We start from the raw sequence: 15,174 nt of genomic DNA on the forward strand, positions 1-15,174 counted from the left end.
CGTGGGGCATTATTCATTCAGGCTCGTCGGTTGCGACGCACTCGGTCCGGCTTCGGGACAAAGCCATCCGAGCTTTCGGACGACATGCGCCTTCTGGCGCGAGCGCCGATGGTCGTGCTCATCAAAGGGTCAGCAGGATGAGGGCGCGATGGTTACGATTACCAAGGAAGCAGAGGGCTACCTCGAGGCATTGGCGGACGAGCTAACGATCTCGCCCACCAGGTACGAGCAGGCGGTCGCCCGGTACGAGTCGCTGGGCAAGTGGCTGCATCGCGATGCTTCAACGGTGAAACAGTACGACCCCCAAGTGTATTCGCAGGGTTCGTTCCGGCTGGGCACGGTCATCAAGCCCGAGGACGAAAACGGCCAGTATGATATCGACTCGGTTTGCGAACTGGCCGCTCTCAAGAAAGACCAGTTGACCCAGTACACGCTCAAGGAACTGCTTCGGGTCGAGATCGAGGCTTATCGGATAGCACAGGCAATGGTGAAGCCACTCGGGGAAGGCCGTCGTTGCTGGACGCTCGAATATGCCGATGGCGCCCAGTTCCACATGGATATCGTGCCGGCGCTACCGAACGGCACATCCATGCGGTTGTTGCTGGAGTCCCGCGGCCTGGACGCGCAGTGGGCCGGCACCGCCATCGCCATCACCGACAACAAGCACCCCATCTTCTATCAGCCCACCACCGACTGGCCCCGATCCAACCCGAAGGGTTATGCCGCATGGTTCCGCTCGCGGATGGCCGTCGCCTTCTCTCGCAAGCGCCGGAAGCTCGCCGAAGCAGCCCAGGCCAGCATTGAGAGCATTCCCGAATACCGGGTGGTCACCCCGCTGCAACAAGCAATCATGATCCTGAAGCGCCACCGCGATCAGATGTTCGCGGAACGCAAGGGCGTCAAACCCATCTCGGTGATTCTGACGACCCTGTCCGCCCACGCATATGTGGGTGAGGAGACTATCGGCCAGGCCCTGGTCTCCATCTTAACGAAGATGGACAGGTTCATCGACTTCGATGGCGTTCGGTCATATATTCCCAATCCGTCTGACCCGCTCGAGAACTTCGCCGACAAGTGGGCCGAGCACCCTGAGCGTCGTGCTGCATTCTACGAATGGCTGGAAGCAGCCCGGCGTGACTTCTTCTATGCAGCCCAGGTCAGCAGCCGCCAGATGATCACGGACTCGGTTGCACCCCGCATCGGTCGTGGCCTTGCCGAAAGGGCCAGGGACCGTGCGGAGCCGAAGTCGGCTTCATCGCTCCTGCGGACTGCCACGGCAGCATCTGCTACGGCGGCTGCTACACCGACCTTCCCCACGGAGCGGCGCGTTCCGGGCAAACCTGCAGGATTCGGCGGCATATGAGCTGGTGGATTTCGGACCCGGACCGGGGCTTATCGGAACGTCTGAAGGTCGCTCGCCTCGAGCAGTCCGCAGACTGGCTCCATAATGTACGGTGGCGCCTTGACGGCCTAAGATTGTTGCTGGATTTCGACATTGTCGAAGGCGATTCTATATGGCGTCTCGTTACGCACTACCCGGACTTCTTTCCCTCCATCCCGCCGCTGGTCTTCAACGCAGACGGCGAACGTCTGTCGGGACATCAATACGGTCTATCGGGCGAACTTTGCCTGGAGTATCGGCCCGACAACTGGCAGCTCGATTGGACGGGCGCCATGATGATCGAAAGCGCCCATCGGCTCCTCGTCGGAGAGAGCGTCGAGCTGGCGGGCCAAGGGGTTCCCTCAGCTCATGTCGTATCCGAAGGACAGCGTCTTCGCGGGACTTATCTCAGGCTGGTCATACAGGAAGAACCGTTGCGCCTGATCCAGGCCATGGCCGACGGCCACGTGGAGCCTATCGAGATCGACGAACACTATTACGGCGAAGCCGCGGTGGCTCATCTGACTGCCCTGGGCCCTGATGGGGCTCGAATCTGGCATCGGAGCAAGCCGGTGTCGACGGCGACTAACTACAGGGGTACCGCCATCCGCGTCCCTCGAGGGCTGAAGTTTCCGGGGCCGATCACCGTGAAGACCCTCGAGATCGCGCTCGAGGCTGCGGGCGTTATGACCGACTATCCGGAGTGGCCGCCTGCCAACTATCTGCTGGTGGATGACACGACTGCGTGGTTGGCGATGGTGTATCGAAAGGCGGATGGTGGAGTTAAGGATTACGGATACTCCACGTTTGTCATCGACGCCGACCAACAGCGACTACCGACCGCGAACGCGGCGCTGGCCGACAAGCGGATAGCCCTGATCGGATGCGGTTCACTTGGGTCGAGGATGGCAGCGATGCTCGTACGATCAGGAGCCCGGAAGCTCGAACTGTTCGACGACGACATCCTCTCTCCCGGCAACCTGGTGAGGAACGAACTGGATTGGCGCGGAGTCGGGGCACATAAGGCCAAAGCTTTGCGGGCCAGGCTGCTCGAAATAGCCCCAGACGCGGAGGTCACGGTGCAGATCGTGAACCTCGGCGGTCAGGAGAGTTCCGAGTGGACCGCCATCGCGCTCGATACGGTGGCCAATTGTGACCTGATCATCGACGCCACGGCGGACGCCACCGTTTTCGGCCTCGCATCGGCCGCCGCGAGATTCAAGGGCAGACCGATGGTGTGGGGCGAGGTCTTCGGGGGCGGGATCGGCGGCATCATTGCCCGGTCTCGACCGGATCACGATCCGTCCCCAGACGTGGCCCGCCGCCAGATCCTGAAGTGGTGCGAAGACAAGGGCGTCGAGTGGGAGGTGCCCTCCCGCCATTTAGAATACGGCGTCATGCGGGCGGACCAGCCGCCGTTGATCGCGGACGATGCCGACGTTTCCGTGATGGCCGGCCACTTGGCGCGTCTCGCGATTGATACGTTGCGGGGTGGCGGGAGCCAGTTCCCTGCTCCCGCGTATGCGGTCGGCCTCGGTGAGGGCTGGATATTCGCCGCCCCGTTCGATACCCACCCCATCACCTATACAGGCACCGAAGGTTGGAACGCGGGATCGTCGCCCGACGAGGTGAAGCTGAAAGAGCTAGTGAACCTTCTTTTCCGTAGACAGGCCGAAGATGCAGATCGCACTGCCTAGCGCCGTCCGCAAGAAAATCTGCAGGCAACTAGCCCTGTCTGGACGCCGGGAAACCGGTGGCTTGCTGCTCGCTGAGCAATTGGACGACCAAGGGCGATTTCGTGTCGTGGACGTTACCGTTGACCCAAACGGCGGTGAGAGCGCCTACTTTGAGCGCCGCCCGGAACTGCACGCCGAGGCACTGGAAGCATTCTTCGAGAGGAATGGCAACGACTTCGGTCGTTTCAATTACTTAGGAGAATGGCATTCCCATCCGAGCTTCCCGGTGGACCCAAGCATCACCGACATTAGGACCATGCAGGCGATGGTCGAAGACGTCGGCAACATCGACTTCTCGGTCTTGATGGTCGTCCGGCTGCGGATGTTCGTTATGCTGCAGGTTGGAACGTACCTGTTCATGCGTGGCCAACACCCGCAACGCGTCGAGATGATCGACGACCCGATCCCACGAGCGAAGAAAAGATTCATTTGAAAGGGGTCGCCTTGGTGCGGCAATTGAAGGAGCGACATGTCTAAGACAGCTATCCCGGCAAAGGTTGCAAACGCCCTCTGGGCGAAGGCTGCGGGGCGGTGCCAGTTCCGAGGATGCAACAAGCTTCTTATCGGTGATCTCATCACGGGCAAGAAGACGGGCAAGTACGGCTACATCGCCCACATCGTCGCCGACGAGGTAGGCGGCCCTCGGGGCGATGTGGTGAGATCGCCGCAGCTTGCTCAAGACATCGACAACCTGATGCTTATGTGCCCGGTCCACCATAAGGCGATCGACGTGGACCACGTGGCCGACTACGACGAAGCCGTCCTTCTGACTATGAAGGCCGAACATGAGGACCGTATTGAGATCGTCACCGATATGGATATCGACCGCGTCTCCCATGTCGTTAGGTTCGCGGCGGACATCGGTCAACGCGACGCGGTTATCACGACACGAGCGATCTTTGCCGCGATGCCACCTGATCACCATCCGGCGGATTTTCGTACGATTGACATCGAACTCATTGGCTCCGAATTGAAGGACCACGAGGAGGCGTACTGGGCCGGACAGGACCGGAACCTAGAGATGGCCTTCGCCCGGAAAATCAAGGAGCGGATCGAGCAACGGGAAATCCGCCAGTTAAGCGTCTTCGCTTTGGCTCCGCAGCCGTTGCTCATCCGTCTCGGGACGCTCCTCGGCGACGTGGTACCGGTCTCCGTGCATCAGAAGCACCGCGAACCGGACACTTGGAAGTGGCTACCTGACCAGCCGCACATCGCCTACAAGGTCAACGAATATAGTGGCAGGAAGGACGTGCCGGTCGCGTTGAAGCTCGCCCTGAGTGCCACGGTAAACGACGAGCGCATCACATCGGTATTGGGTGAGGATACCGCAATCTGGTCGATCACCTGCGAGCAATCTGGCAACGACATCATGCGAAGGAAGGACGACCTCGCCGCCTACAAGAAATTGGTGCGGAACCTGTTCGACCGAATCAAGGCCTATCACGGGGAAGGCGTGATGCTGCATGTTTTCCCGGCGTTGCCAGCGTCCGCGGCGGTGGAGACGGGACGCGTCTGGATGCCGAAGGCTGACCTCACGATGAAGATTTACGACCAAAACCGTACTGCGCAGGCATTCGTCCCAACGATCGCCATCGGATAGGATACAGCGGCTATCCTGGCATCCCCCTACCTAAGCTTGCACGTCCGCTTTTCGTCAGTCGGCTCCTATAAGCCGCTAGTCTGCATTCGGCCCCGAAGCGGTCATTCAGGACAGGCACTTTAGGAAAAGCTAAGGGCAAACCTTCACGTAGCCATGTGTCCAATAGCTGTGACGACCAGCGCACGGAACTTACCGAATCCTTGTCGCGTTCTTCTGAGCCAAATCAATCAGGAGGATATACAATGGCGACCACATCCCGAGGACGTGCTCAGGACCGCGAACGTGTTGCAGGCGGACAGGAACATGAAGTCAGATACGAAGCCGACAAAGAAAACGTATCCAAAGATGAGGTAAAATCCGCAGTCAAAAACGCTGGCAACAGCCGTAACAAGGTCGAGGACGAACTGGAGAAGAAAAGTTGAGCGTGCGTAGGCTTCCTACGGTTTCCGACCAGGGCGCCACTGAGCCATTTCAGACGCGAGACGCGTCCAGGAACGTGTCTCACAATGGTGGCCCGCTCGACGAGTTCTTAGCAGACAGACAAACGGCAGACGCATCTCTCATGTTCAATAAAGACGTGGGCATGAAAGCCAGGGTTGACATCTCAAACGGCGGGTTGCTTTCGGTGGCAGCGCTTGTCTCTGGCTTTCTGCTTGCGACTTCAGTGCTCGTACACGTCGCCGTCCGAGACGGGAAACGGCCTTGGTGGCGAACCTGACTGCATAGTCGGCCAGATCTCGACAAATACCGTAAGGTCGTCCACACGGATCATGGGTGACGTTTTGGCAGAAGTCGACCTCCATGTGCGCTTCATTCCGAAGACGGAGCGAAGTCGCTGACGTCATCTACGAGGCCCGACGCGGTCGTGGTATGGAAAGCGATGGACCTGACTCGACAACTGCCGCTCCCGCTTCGGCTTGCCGGACTCTTCCGAAGCAACATCATGGCAGGCTTCGAGTGCGGCCTTGTTCATCGCGGTCGTCATGATCTCCTGATTACGACCGGGCACACGGCGGATGCGCGGTTGGCCGACCATTTCCGTATTGTTCGCAACCACGGACTTCTCACAATCCGCGACGGGCTCGTCCCCGGACACCACGCGCTCGCTCGCCTCGCAGCAGCACGAGACGCGGGCGTTCAAGCGATCTGGGATCTCTCCCACTACCACCGCAATCAGGATCCAGTGCGTTGTGCTCGTATCGCGTCCGAGGCGGCACTTACGGTGAATGGAAATGAAAAGCTGTGGCTTTGTCCTGTCAACGAGCCTTCGCTTTATCCGATGATCGCCGGGATGCCGCGTCACGAGGCTGTCGAGATGGCAGTACTAATGGCTAAGGTCGCTCGGGATCATCATCCCGATGTCGGAATTCTAACGAACGACCCCATCACAGGCGTGGGCGAGCGCCAGTTCGAGGCGACAGATGCGATCGTTTCCGCGGTCGATGTGGACGTCGTCGGGGTGAACTACTACCCGCATACAGCCCGAACATCGCTCGTGAAGGTCTTGCTCGCGACATGGAGACGTTACCGCAAGCCGATCATGGTGTCGGAGACAAGCTGGCACGACGGACATCCCGTCCACCANNNTCTCAACAAAGGCGGCTGGCTCCGGCACGTGCTGGAGCAGGTCGATATCGCGGTGTTCCATGGTGCTGTTATAGCCGGGGTGTGCTGGTATCCCATCGTCGACTGCCCTCCGTGGCATCGACCATTCTCTGGTGAACGTTGGAGCCATGGTCTCATACGTTCTGACCTCTCTGTCGACCAGAACCTCTCGGCTGAACTTGCCGCCCTACGCTTTCGGGCGGCGGCATAGTCCTCGCTGAAACCTGACCAGGCCGATGGGCGTTAACATCTCGATGAGCGCCAAGTCTAAACCAGACGACGTCGAACCGACCACTGAAGCCGACACCAGGCTCGGTGCTGATGTCAGCTTTCCGTTCGATAGAATGACCGTGGAGCAGTTCCGGAAACGCTTCCCCCGTGCACGGTGGAGTGAAGCCCGCCAAGCATGGTTCGTCCCAGGCCCCACTGCCTCTCGTCGGTTCACGCGGTGGCTGGCGGAGCTGGAGGCGGAAGCCGATGCATTTGCCGACGCGAAGGGCAGGGACGCATTTGAGTTCGATCCGATCGCGAGCGTCTATCTTGAGCTTGGAAGAGCGGGCTTCCGGATCAACACTCCCTATTCCAGGACAGTCGTCGAGAAGCTTCGCGAGATTGCCTACTCGCGGTGGGATAGCGACCTCAAGTTATGGCACGTTCCGTTTCGGTCGTACGGAGAGCTCAAGGATCGATGGCCGGAAATCGAGGAAGCGGCGCGCCGGAACGAACCAGAAGAAAGGCGACGCCGCGCCGAAGAGAGGAAGGGTACTGAACAGGAAGCGAAGTCGAAAGCGCGGACGACAGAGCGGAAGCGGCGACGCTACCCGGTAAACATCGACAAGCTACCGCCACTCGGCCGTGTCGTCGCGATCCAGTATGGACTGGTTGTCTTCGAAGAGATCACCGGGGAACTCGTCGAACCGGAAGTCGTCGGCGAATTCTACCCCGGCGCCACCGATGGCCACGTCTGGGGAACCTGGCGGAAACCTACGTTTGAAGAGCTAGTGCAGGCGTGGCCTTCGAAGACGCCCGTGGCCGAAGGAGCTGAATGGTGGCAACCGACTATTGAGGAACTTCGGCCTGCTAGGCGGGCGGCGAGCCGGAAGAGGGTGGATCCGTCATCGCAGTAATGCGGTCAGGTGACGATGTCATGCCCTTCTTCCCAAGGCGCTTAAGGCTACGGGAAAGCGTACTCCAGATCCATATTTGGTGCCGGTAGTATTCCGGCACCTCTGGAAACCGCTAACTTCCGACGTTCTAAACTGCTTCGCAGAATACGCGGCACGCTTCGCTGTCGCTATCCGGTCATGCGCCGGGTAAGTCCATGCATTTGCGTGCCGCGCTGATCATGTCTGTCGCGATAACGGATCACAGATTAGGTTGTTCCACTTGTTGTCCTTCTCCGCGGGCAAAAGCCGAGCGATTTCCATGACCTGAATGACTCAGTTGGCCTCGAGCGTGGTGAATTTTACAAGGTGAGGTTCAAGCATCCCAGGCGAGATATCCACGCCAAGGCCAGGTTCATCCGGGACTTCCAAAGTGCTTCCAGCCGTGACTTTCGGTCGCCCCGCCAGATCGAGTAGCGGGTTCGGACCCACATCGAATTCCATGTAAGGAAACGGCGTCGTTCCACCTGCCCGGTGAGAGGTGAGCGTTGCCGTGAGATGCAGTGCCGCCTGGAAGTTCACGATGCTTCCCCATACGTGTGGAATAAGCGGCCTGTTGAAGAGATCGGCAAGCACCGCGACCTGGGATACGCCAGTCAGTCCTGCGCAGATGGCGATATCTGGTTGAAGCACATCCATTACCCCAGCGTTGAGAAATGGCATGAAGTCAGCGGGCCCACTGAACGTCTCTCCTCCTGCTATGGCGGTGGAGATGTGTGCCGATGCCTGGCGGTATCCGTCGAGGTCCATGGGTATCGTCGGTTCCTCGATCCACAAAGGATTGGCCGCCTTCAGGAGACTATAGGTCTTGATTGCATTCCGGGGTGTCGTGGACTGATTAAAATCGACCATCAGATCCGCTTCGTGGCCGATCATGCCTCTGACCATTAAGGCTGCTTTGGCATCATCTGAGGGACTGAAGCCACTGCGAAGCTTGATCGATCTGAAGCCCTTTCGGAGGTATCCTTCGACTTCTCGCTCGAAGTCACGATAGGGATGGCCGTTCGGTTTGAAAAACGGGCCGCTTGCATAGGTCGGTACACTGTTGCGGCGAGCACCGCCCAACAATGCATGAAGTGGAATCTCACGCTCTCGCGCGGCGAGATCATGGAGTGCCATGTCGACTGCGGCTACGGCCATCATCGCGACGCCGCTTCTGGACTCGAACGCGCGCGTCATGTCCTGCCATAGCCGACGGTAGTGCTGGGGATCCTGGCCGAGCACCAGGGGCGCGAGATGGGACTCGATCAGACTGGAAGCAGCGGCGGGGAGAGCCCAGGTCTCACCCCATCCGGATAGCCCGCCGCCGACGATCTCAACGAGTAGGGTATCCCGGCGATCGAAAAACACTTTCGCATTTCCGATCGTTTCCGGAAGCTTCGCACTCAGATGGTACAGATTAATACGTTTGATCTTCAACAACGTTCTCCCTTACGCCTTGCGAGCGTCAGCGGCCTGCATCATCTCGCGCATTGAGCGGCCTAGTATCAGGATAGCGATCGATGTCAGGAGCATGGCGAAAGCCAGGAACAGCAGCGAGCCTTGAAAGCCGCCTGTGGCATCACGAACCCAGCCGATGATCGACGGGCCGAAGAACCCCCCGGTGCTTCCGACAGAGTTGATCAGGGCGATGCCTGCCGCCGCGGCACTACCCGTCAGCAGTGTCGACGGGAAAATCCAGATGTTCGGAGATGCTCCGCCGATCCCCGCAGCTCCGATCGTGAGGCCAAGCAGGCTGATCAACGAAGACGGTGCGAAAGCGGCCAGCGTGAAACCCAAGGCGCTGACAATAAAAGGACCGGCAGCATGCCAAACGCGTTCACCGGTGCGGTCAGCACTGCGGGCGACGAGGATCATCGAGAGCGCCATGAAAATGGCGGGGATGGCCGTGACGAACCCCGTCTGCATGTTGGTAAGACCGAATTCCTTTACGAACTGAGGCATCCAGATGGCGATCCCTGTCGTTCCCATGACGAGACCGACTGCGATAAAGCACATCAGGAGGACGCGAGGATCGCGCAAGGCCGAGCCGATCGTAAACTTCTCTTTTGCCTCACGTGCGTTCTTCTCGGTCTCAAGCCGTTTCATCAGAACCGCTTTTTCATCCGATGTGAGGAACGTCGCTTTCTCCGGGGTTTCCGGAAGATAGAAGAAGACCACGAATCCCATGATTAGGGCCGGGAGAGCTTCCAACATGAACATCCACTGCCATCCGCTGAAACCGCCGAAGCCGTTCATGGCTTCGATGATGTAACCAGACAGCGGAGCTCCGATGATCGTCGAAAAGGGCACCGCGATGTTGAAAGTCGCAAACATTCGGCCGCGATACTGCGCCGGGAACCACAGCGTCATGAAGAAGATGATGCCGGGGAAGAAGCCTGCCTCGGCGGCGCCCAGTAGAATCCTGACGACGTAGAAGCTCGCAGGGTTCCAGACGAAGGCAGTTGCTGCAGACAGGATCGCCCAGGTGATCAGGATACGGGCAATCCAGCGCCTTGCGCCAACTTTGGAGAGGACGATGTTGCTGGGTAGTTCGAACAGGACATAGCCAAGAAAGAAAATCCCGGCTCCGAAGCCAAACTGGGAAGCAGTAAACCCCAGGTCCTTGTTCATCGTCAGTGCGGCGAACCCGATATTCACGCGGTCGAGGAACGCGGCGAAATAGCAGACCATGATGATAGGCAGAATGCGCCACGCGGCTTTGCGGACGATCGCGCTCTCGAAATCCATATTGTCCTCCTCCAAGGGCTTAGTCGAAATTCACCTAGTCATAATTGTAATTCACGATCAAATCTGATTTTCTGACGTGGCAACATTTGGAAAACGAATAATGCGTTTGACGGTCGCTCAACTCGAGACATTTTACTGGACCGTGCAGTTGGGTTCGGCACAGCGCGCGGCCGATCACCTCAAGCTCGCCCAGCCGACGGTGTCGCTCCGACTGAAAGAACTACGAGATGTGTTGGGAGAAGACCTGTTCGAGCGGACTAACCGCGGCCTGTCAGTGACAGAGAGCGGTAAGGCTTTGCTCCCGCACATCACCAACATTCTCGGCGAACTCGAAGAGATCAGGCAGAAGCACTCGACACAGTCGCTTGTAGGGCAAATCAGGGTGGGTCTCGCCGAGGGGTTTGCTGTGAACTGCCTGCCTCCGCTGCTGGAAGCGATGCGTATCGAGCACCCGCATTTAAAGCCCGAATGGAACGTATCGACGAGCACCAACCTTGAAGCTGCGATTCTCGAGGATCGTCTCGATATGGCAGTAATTCTAAATCCGATCGGTCATGAAAAGATGTCGCTCGTACCTCTTGGTACACAGCCGACGACCTGGGTGGTGCCGAAGGCCTGGGAGATTGCCGAGCCGATCACGCCGAGGGACATGTGGCTGCTTCCCGTCGTCACCAACCCGGCACCTTCCGCGATGTACCGTCAAGTCACTGGCTGGTTTGCCGGAGATGGGCTGATGCCCACGCAGATGAGCGTATGCACCAGTGTTTCCGTCATTGCTGAACTGGTCGCCGGCGGTCTGGGCGCCGCGCTTCTCCCCGTGCGCATGGCCGAGCGCTACGTCCGCGATGGCGGCGTTCGGGTCGTTAAGTCATCGCCCCCGGCGGACAATGGCAGGCTCTATATTGCTTCACGTGCGGTCGTCGACGATGTCAAGATCGGTGCGATGAGCAAGCTGATCCGACGTGTTGTCGAGAAGATGGGGTATTTGGGGTAAAACCGTTGCTCCAGATATCTGACACGAGGCTTCGCAGAATCGTAGTCGGCGCCTTCAACGCGTCGAACATGCGGGTCACATCAGCGGAGTTGCTGACATCCGCCTCGATCGCAACGGCCTTGCCACTGCTACGATAGATACAGTAACGGGATCAGCTCTGACAACGATTGGCAAGCCGACTAAAAAGCTCGATGCTTCCTTGCTTCCGGTCCGACAGAGGCATGGAGGCGACACGAGTTGCTTGCGCAACTCGCTGTTGGCTGATCCCCCATATCCTGGATACGCATCCTTAAGCAGAAGACTGATTAACCAATGCATCGACAGGCACATTATGCGGCCTGCGACGCTCTATCTGCAGGTCGCCGATAGGGCCGGTGCGGCCGTCCGGTGACATCAGTAGTGGGGCTGTCATGTGGTTTTATAGGGTGCCGGTCATGCCGATTGGATTGACTACGAACTTGCCGTTCTTGATACGAGCAGCCTAGGCATCGCTTGAAAGCATCTCACCAGCGTGGGCGTAGGTCATCTGTTCTCGGGCACTACCGACGGGCACAGACCAGCGGCACAGGTGGCCTACGGCCGCCGCGTCGTAGATGACGAAGTCCCGGATGCCTGAGTCCGGTTCAGAAGTCAGCCCTATCCGGAGTCCGGGTGTTACGAGGTTGCGGTCGTCTTCCGACATCTCGGCGATCTCCCAGATGAGTTCAGCGGTAGAACGACATAGATCAACAGAAGCGCCGCCGGCCAGGTAATCAGCGATGCTAGACCTGGCGATGGCAGCCAGACGATCGTTCCTCAACGACGGAAAGAACGTGGCCAAGATCGCTCGCGCGACACGGATACGTCGCGCGATAGGGCCTTCTGCTTGCATTCGGACAAGCTCTGCGTAGATCCGAATGGTGCCAGGATTGTCCATGGGGCTCACGTTGCAAGTACCGTCCGGAAACAGCACGATCAAAAACTCGCCGCGCTCCGTGAGTGAGAAAACAGGCAACATCATTTGCCAACTTTTGTGGTGAAGCCGACACGCTTGCATTTGATCTCGAGCATGTAGTCGTCCGATACTGCAGCCTGACGGCAAGTGTTCGACTTCCCCGAGACTGGCACGCTCCTGATCTTTCGGTAGATCGCATCATGGACCTTGTCGATGTCCACTTCGACAGGTATGCGCTGCCCTGCTGTGCGGCGCATCAGAGTGATGTGATCTTCTCCGTCGCGAAGGACGACCTCGATTTCCGCTGTCGGCGAACTGTACCCGACATATCGGCAAAATTCACTCTTGCTTGCTGCCGTCTCAATCCGATTAGACCAGTCTTCTGCCGTCCAGTCTTCGAAAAAGGGGTGGTCGATCCGCACTCGAAGACTCCCCGAGGCTCCGATATTTTTCGTGGCGTCGTTGATGCGAATATAAACGATCAGCGACTGACGGTGCGTCATGACGAAAAAGCTGTCGGGATAGTCGGTATCGAACAAGACTGGATAGATCATGCGGCCGCCCCTTCACGTGCCGCCTTACGCGCCAGTTCGAGCTGACCGCGCAGTCGGGAGGTGACTGCAGGATGGTCAATCGGATACGACACGGGCTCGTGGCGGCGGTCGTACATGCGATATACGATGAGAACTTTTTGGTGCCGCGCACGAGTGTCCCCGACCGCGACATGGCAGAAATCCCGCTCGAAACCAGCAGCCGCAATCGCGTTGTCGATAGCCTGATGCAGGTACTGCCGCGTCCAATGGGTCCATCCTTCGCGGACCTCGACGATGAGCGGGCGACGGGTGGGGCGACGGCCGGAACCGCGGGGATCGCTGTAGTACCAGAGCTTCAGTTTGATCATGTCCATCTCCTTTTTCCGTTTGGACTAGGGGATGCATGTCGTCGATCTGTATCAAGATCCAGCATTATCTGCAGTAACATCGAAAATAATTTCGACGTTAACTGTCGTAGCGGAGCGCTTAACATAGCGATTTCCCAGATTCGTACACTCCGTTAAATTGTTGACAATTGATGTACCATGACTTTGCATACATAATAGTTGACAATTTAGAGTATCGTCTAACGAACATATACGTTAGACCGATTACTCCTCGAATCCTTGAGCTCCGCCGCCAGCGAAAAGACTCGAGGGTGCTGTCCCAGCGAGCGTGATCGGCTGGCGGTATCCGGACTGCGAAGATCAGAGTTCTTGAACGGCCGGAGACATGTCCGGGAGTCCCAGCGACTTCCTGAACCGGGCCTCGTCTTCAACCTGCGGTGTGATCGCACCGGCTCGAACCGCGATACCGAAATCGTTGATCTTGTCAGCCAAGTTGCCGCCGTTGCCGGGGGCGGGGTGGCGTCAACAACATCGCCATTCTCGTCGACGCCGATTTCGATATCCTCGTCGTCCTCGGCGAGCGACTGGCTGAGAACTTCCTTGAAGTCGAGGCCGGGATAGACAGGGTAACGGAGGCCGAGCAGACGCGCGCGTTCCTGATCGATGGCGTTGTCTTCGTCGATGTCTTCGATGTCCTGTCCGAACGAGTTCGCGACGTGCTTGCGGCTGGTGAAGCCGTTGAGTACGGCCTCGGTGAAGGCTGCCACTTCTTGTACCGGGTTGATATGTCCACGTGCCGGAGCGACCATTCTACGGTCATGTAGTCGTCGATCGTCTTGCCGTCTTCCGGCGTGAAGAGGCCGAGCAGCACGGCAGCCGACACGAGGCGCTCCCAGATCGGCTGAAGGAATTGGTGGACGAGGACGTGAAACTGAATGGACTCGATGCCGCGCTGTACCTCGAGCATCACTGCACGGTAGGTACGGTCGGACAGTTTGTCGAACTGCAGGTTGAACTGCTCCACGGCCAGGCCGAGCGACACAGCAAAGCCGGACAGACCTTCGCGACGGAAAATGGGATAGTTGGCATCGTTCTGCTGCGGCTGCGACAGGAGGACATCATGACCTTCCGGCACTTCAACGAACGTGTTCGGCTCCAGTGTCTGAAACGCCACGCCTTCGCCGTTGACCGACTTGCCAGCATACGGATGTCCTGCAGCGCACAGTACGCAGGGGAACTCGGACTCGCCTTGGTCACGACGCCGAATATCTTCCGCATCAGATTCTGAACCACTTGCTCCTCGAATTCTTTGCTCATTCCCCACCTCCCACACGCGCAGCTTCATCGGCCGCGATGATCTGCTTGGCGAATGCGACCCAGCTCTGCCACGACATCCGAGGATCGCAATAGGGATCACTGGTCGTGATGCAGTAGAAGTCTTCTCGATGGGGGATGAGGTCAGTCTCCGCTGCCCTGCACATCTCCACGAACCCGCCGTCAGAGCAGTGTATGATGTGATCCGGCAGTCGTTTGATGAATTCGATGTGGCTCATGCCGCGATCTCCCTAGGCACAAGCCGCATCACGATCTTGGGTGTCTGTCCCCAGAACTTCGCAGCGGCCTCGTATCCCTGAACCTTGAGTTCGTCGTTGTATGCCCGGATCCACGCTTCCAACGATGCCTTCTCGGTGACGTCGGTCGAGAGTCCGAATGCCTTTACCGTCGCGCTGAAGAAGGAACCTGGGCTGCCAACACGGGCATCTGCTATCGCCTGTCGCTTCGGGGTCCACTGTTTCTCGCTCATCACATCCTCCTCGATCTGTACGATCATGATGTGTGTCGGCGACGCACCGTGCAACTAGGCGGCAGCTCTCAATTTACGTCTGGGGAGCGGAACTCAAGTTCTTCACGACCTTGCTAATCTTCTCGTTCCCGAATTCGTAACAACTTCAGGATACAACCTTGGGGATTAGTGTGGATCTATTCGGGGGGTCGAATGCGAGTGGTAGTGACGGTAATACTAACGAGTATGTTCGTGGCAGACACGGGGTCTATCAGTTTTGCCGCCACTCCATACGGTTCATGCTCCGAGACGGCCCAAGTTTACCAGGAACGGTACGAGAGCCGTGGCCAAGTGCAGGATATGGTTTG

General features: G+C 58.3%; 17 protein-coding genes. 9 read left to right on the forward strand and 8 right to left on the reverse strand.

What is annotated here, in order from left to right; all coding sequences use genetic code 11:
* Nucleotides 1-148 precede the first annotated feature (148 nt).
* The 7 genes from ASF70_RS13955 to ASF70_RS13990 all read left to right on the forward strand — a co-directional run bounded on the left by ASF70_RS13955 (nucleotide 149) and on the right by ASF70_RS13990 (nucleotide 7,449).
* Nucleotides 149-1,363, forward strand: coding sequence for a nucleotidyltransferase (locus ASF70_RS13955; protein ID WP_062580508.1), 1,215 nt, complete (start codon nucleotides 149-151; stop codon nucleotides 1,361-1,363).
* The gene (locus tag ASF70_RS13960; protein WP_062580509.1) at nucleotides 1,360-3,078 is read left to right on the forward strand and encodes a ThiF family adenylyltransferase; all 1,719 of its coding nucleotides are present in this window, start codon (nucleotides 1,360-1,362) and stop codon (nucleotides 3,076-3,078) included. The genes ASF70_RS13955 and ASF70_RS13960 overlap by 4 nt, the downstream gene beginning before the upstream one ends.
* Nucleotides 3,059-3,550: a Mov34/MPN/PAD-1 family protein gene (locus ASF70_RS13965; RefSeq protein WP_062580511.1), complete on the forward strand. Its 492-nt coding sequence runs from the start codon at nucleotides 3,059-3,061 to the stop codon at nucleotides 3,548-3,550. Before ASF70_RS13960 ends, ASF70_RS13965 begins: the two co-directional genes overlap by 20 nt.
* Nucleotides 3,551-3,586: 36 nt before the next feature.
* The gene (locus ASF70_RS13970) at nucleotides 3,587-4,717 is read left to right on the forward strand and encodes an SAVED domain-containing protein (RefSeq protein ID WP_062580512.1); all 1,131 of its coding nucleotides are present in this window, start codon (nucleotides 3,587-3,589) and stop codon (nucleotides 4,715-4,717) included.
* Nucleotides 4,718-4,959: 242 nt separating this feature from the next.
* The gene (locus ASF70_RS13975; RefSeq protein WP_062580514.1) at nucleotides 4,960-5,139 is read left to right on the forward strand and encodes a DUF3606 domain-containing protein; all 180 of its coding nucleotides are present in this window, start codon (nucleotides 4,960-4,962) and stop codon (nucleotides 5,137-5,139) included.
* Between the two features lie 521 nt (nucleotides 5,140-5,660).
* On the forward strand, nucleotides 5,661-6,301 hold a 641-nt coding region (locus ASF70_RS13985), incomplete at its 3' end, for a glycosyl hydrolase 53 family protein (RefSeq protein ID WP_210166806.1).
* A 275-nt stretch (nucleotides 6,302-6,576) separates the two neighbouring features.
* Complete coding sequence (locus ASF70_RS13990) at nucleotides 6,577-7,449, forward strand: hypothetical protein (protein WP_062581399.1); 873 nt, start codon at nucleotides 6,577-6,579, stop codon at nucleotides 7,447-7,449.
* 312 nt (nucleotides 7,450-7,761) lie between these two features.
* On the opposite strand, the gene ASF70_RS13995 is transcribed toward ASF70_RS13990, so the two are convergent.
* Both ASF70_RS13995 and ASF70_RS14000 read right to left on the reverse strand, forming a co-directional pair.
* Complete coding sequence (locus ASF70_RS13995; RefSeq protein ID WP_062580520.1) at nucleotides 7,762-8,904, reverse strand: mandelate racemase/muconate lactonizing enzyme family protein; 1,143 nt, start codon at nucleotides 8,902-8,904, stop codon at nucleotides 7,762-7,764.
* A gap of 12 nt (nucleotides 8,905-8,916) precedes the next feature.
* Complete coding sequence (locus ASF70_RS14000; RefSeq protein ID WP_062580521.1) at nucleotides 8,917-10,215, reverse strand: MFS transporter; 1,299 nt, start codon at nucleotides 10,213-10,215, stop codon at nucleotides 8,917-8,919.
* A 100-nt stretch (nucleotides 10,216-10,315) separates the two neighbouring features.
* On the opposite strand from ASF70_RS14000, the gene ASF70_RS14005 reads away from it, so the two are divergent.
* On the forward strand, nucleotides 10,316-11,209 hold the full coding sequence (locus ASF70_RS14005; RefSeq protein WP_062580523.1) for a LysR family transcriptional regulator: 894 nt from the start codon (nucleotides 10,316-10,318) through the stop codon (nucleotides 11,207-11,209).
* Between the two features lie 481 nt (nucleotides 11,210-11,690).
* Here the strand turns inward: ASF70_RS14005 and ASF70_RS14010 are convergent, their stop codons facing one another.
* The 4 genes from ASF70_RS14010 to ASF70_RS24635 all read right to left on the reverse strand — a co-directional run bounded on the left by ASF70_RS14010 (nucleotide 11,691) and on the right by ASF70_RS24635 (nucleotide 13,832).
* Nucleotides 11,691-12,209: a hypothetical protein gene (locus ASF70_RS14010; RefSeq protein ID WP_156461834.1), complete on the reverse strand. Its 519-nt coding sequence runs from the start codon at nucleotides 12,207-12,209 to the stop codon at nucleotides 11,691-11,693.
* Nucleotides 12,206-12,697: a hypothetical protein gene (locus tag ASF70_RS14015; protein ID WP_062580527.1), complete on the reverse strand. Its 492-nt coding sequence runs from the start codon at nucleotides 12,695-12,697 to the stop codon at nucleotides 12,206-12,208. The genes ASF70_RS14010 and ASF70_RS14015 overlap by 4 nt, the downstream gene beginning before the upstream one ends.
* Nucleotides 12,694-13,044, reverse strand: coding sequence for a hypothetical protein (locus ASF70_RS14020; RefSeq protein ID WP_156461835.1), 351 nt, complete (start codon nucleotides 13,042-13,044; stop codon nucleotides 12,694-12,696). Before ASF70_RS14020 ends, ASF70_RS14015 begins: the two co-directional genes overlap by 4 nt.
* A 218-nt stretch (nucleotides 13,045-13,262) precedes the next feature.
* Nucleotides 13,263-13,832: a hypothetical protein gene (locus ASF70_RS24635; protein ID WP_062580529.1), complete on the reverse strand. Its 570-nt coding sequence runs from the start codon at nucleotides 13,830-13,832 to the stop codon at nucleotides 13,263-13,265.
* Here ASF70_RS24635 and ASF70_RS24640 point away from each other — a divergent pair.
* Complete coding sequence (locus ASF70_RS24640) at nucleotides 13,817-14,311, forward strand: hypothetical protein (RefSeq protein ID WP_244474040.1); 495 nt, start codon at nucleotides 13,817-13,819, stop codon at nucleotides 14,309-14,311. The two genes, ASF70_RS24635 and ASF70_RS24640, sit on opposite strands and share 16 nt — an antisense overlap.
* Nucleotides 14,312-14,336: 25 nt before the next feature.
* On the opposite strand, the gene ASF70_RS14035 is transcribed toward ASF70_RS24640, so the two are convergent.
* On the reverse strand, nucleotides 14,337-14,576 hold the full coding sequence (locus ASF70_RS14035; RefSeq protein ID WP_062580532.1) for a hypothetical protein: 240 nt from the start codon (nucleotides 14,574-14,576) through the stop codon (nucleotides 14,337-14,339).
* Nucleotides 14,573-14,854, reverse strand: coding sequence for a hypothetical protein (locus tag ASF70_RS14040; RefSeq protein ID WP_156461836.1), 282 nt, complete (start codon nucleotides 14,852-14,854; stop codon nucleotides 14,573-14,575). Before ASF70_RS14040 ends, ASF70_RS14035 begins: the two co-directional genes overlap by 4 nt.
* Nucleotides 14,855-15,174 lie beyond the last annotated feature (320 nt).

It is taken from the genome of Rhizobium sp. Leaf321, from assembly GCF_001423215.1.
Classification (GTDB): Bacteria; Pseudomonadota; Alphaproteobacteria; order Rhizobiales; family Rhizobiaceae; genus Neorhizobium; species Neorhizobium soli.

Coding starts and splice junctions, on each gene's coding strand:
- ASF70_RS14005 (WP_062580523.1), top strand. CDS start 10,316: ATGCGTTTGACGGTCGCTCAACTCGAGACATTTTACTGGACCGTGCAG.
- ASF70_RS14040 (WP_156461836.1), bottom strand. CDS start 14,854: ATGATCGTACAGATCGAGGAGGATGTGATGAGCGAGAAACAGTGGACC.
- ASF70_RS13975 (WP_062580514.1), top strand. CDS start 4,960: ATGGCGACCACATCCCGAGGACGTGCTCAGGACCGCGAACGTGTTGCA.
- ASF70_RS13970 (WP_062580512.1), top strand. CDS start 3,587: ATGTCTAAGACAGCTATCCCGGCAAAGGTTGCAAACGCCCTCTGGGCG.
- ASF70_RS14035 (WP_062580532.1), bottom strand. CDS start 14,576: ATGAGCCACATCGAATTCATCAAACGACTGCCGGATCACATCATACAC.
- ASF70_RS13960 (WP_062580509.1), top strand. CDS start 1,360: ATGAGCTGGTGGATTTCGGACCCGGACCGGGGCTTATCGGAACGTCTG.
- ASF70_RS13990 (WP_062581399.1), top strand. CDS start 6,577: ATGAGCGCCAAGTCTAAACCAGACGACGTCGAACCGACCACTGAAGCC.
- ASF70_RS14015 (WP_062580527.1), bottom strand. CDS start 12,697: ATGATCTATCCAGTCTTGTTCGATACCGACTATCCCGACAGCTTTTTC.
- ASF70_RS14010 (WP_156461834.1), bottom strand. CDS start 12,209: ATGATGTTGCCTGTTTTCTCACTCACGGAGCGCGGCGAGTTTTTGATC.
- ASF70_RS13965 (WP_062580511.1), top strand. CDS start 3,059: ATGCAGATCGCACTGCCTAGCGCCGTCCGCAAGAAAATCTGCAGGCAA.
- ASF70_RS24635 (WP_062580529.1), bottom strand. CDS start 13,832: ATGGTCGCTCCGGCACGTGGACATATCAACCCGGTACAAGAAGTGGCA.
- ASF70_RS14000 (WP_062580521.1), bottom strand. CDS start 10,215: ATGGATTTCGAGAGCGCGATCGTCCGCAAAGCCGCGTGGCGCATTCTG.
- ASF70_RS13955 (WP_062580508.1), top strand. CDS start 149: ATGGTTACGATTACCAAGGAAGCAGAGGGCTACCTCGAGGCATTGGCG.
- ASF70_RS14020 (WP_156461835.1), bottom strand. CDS start 13,044: ATGATCAAACTGAAGCTCTGGTACTACAGCGATCCCCGCGGTTCCGGC.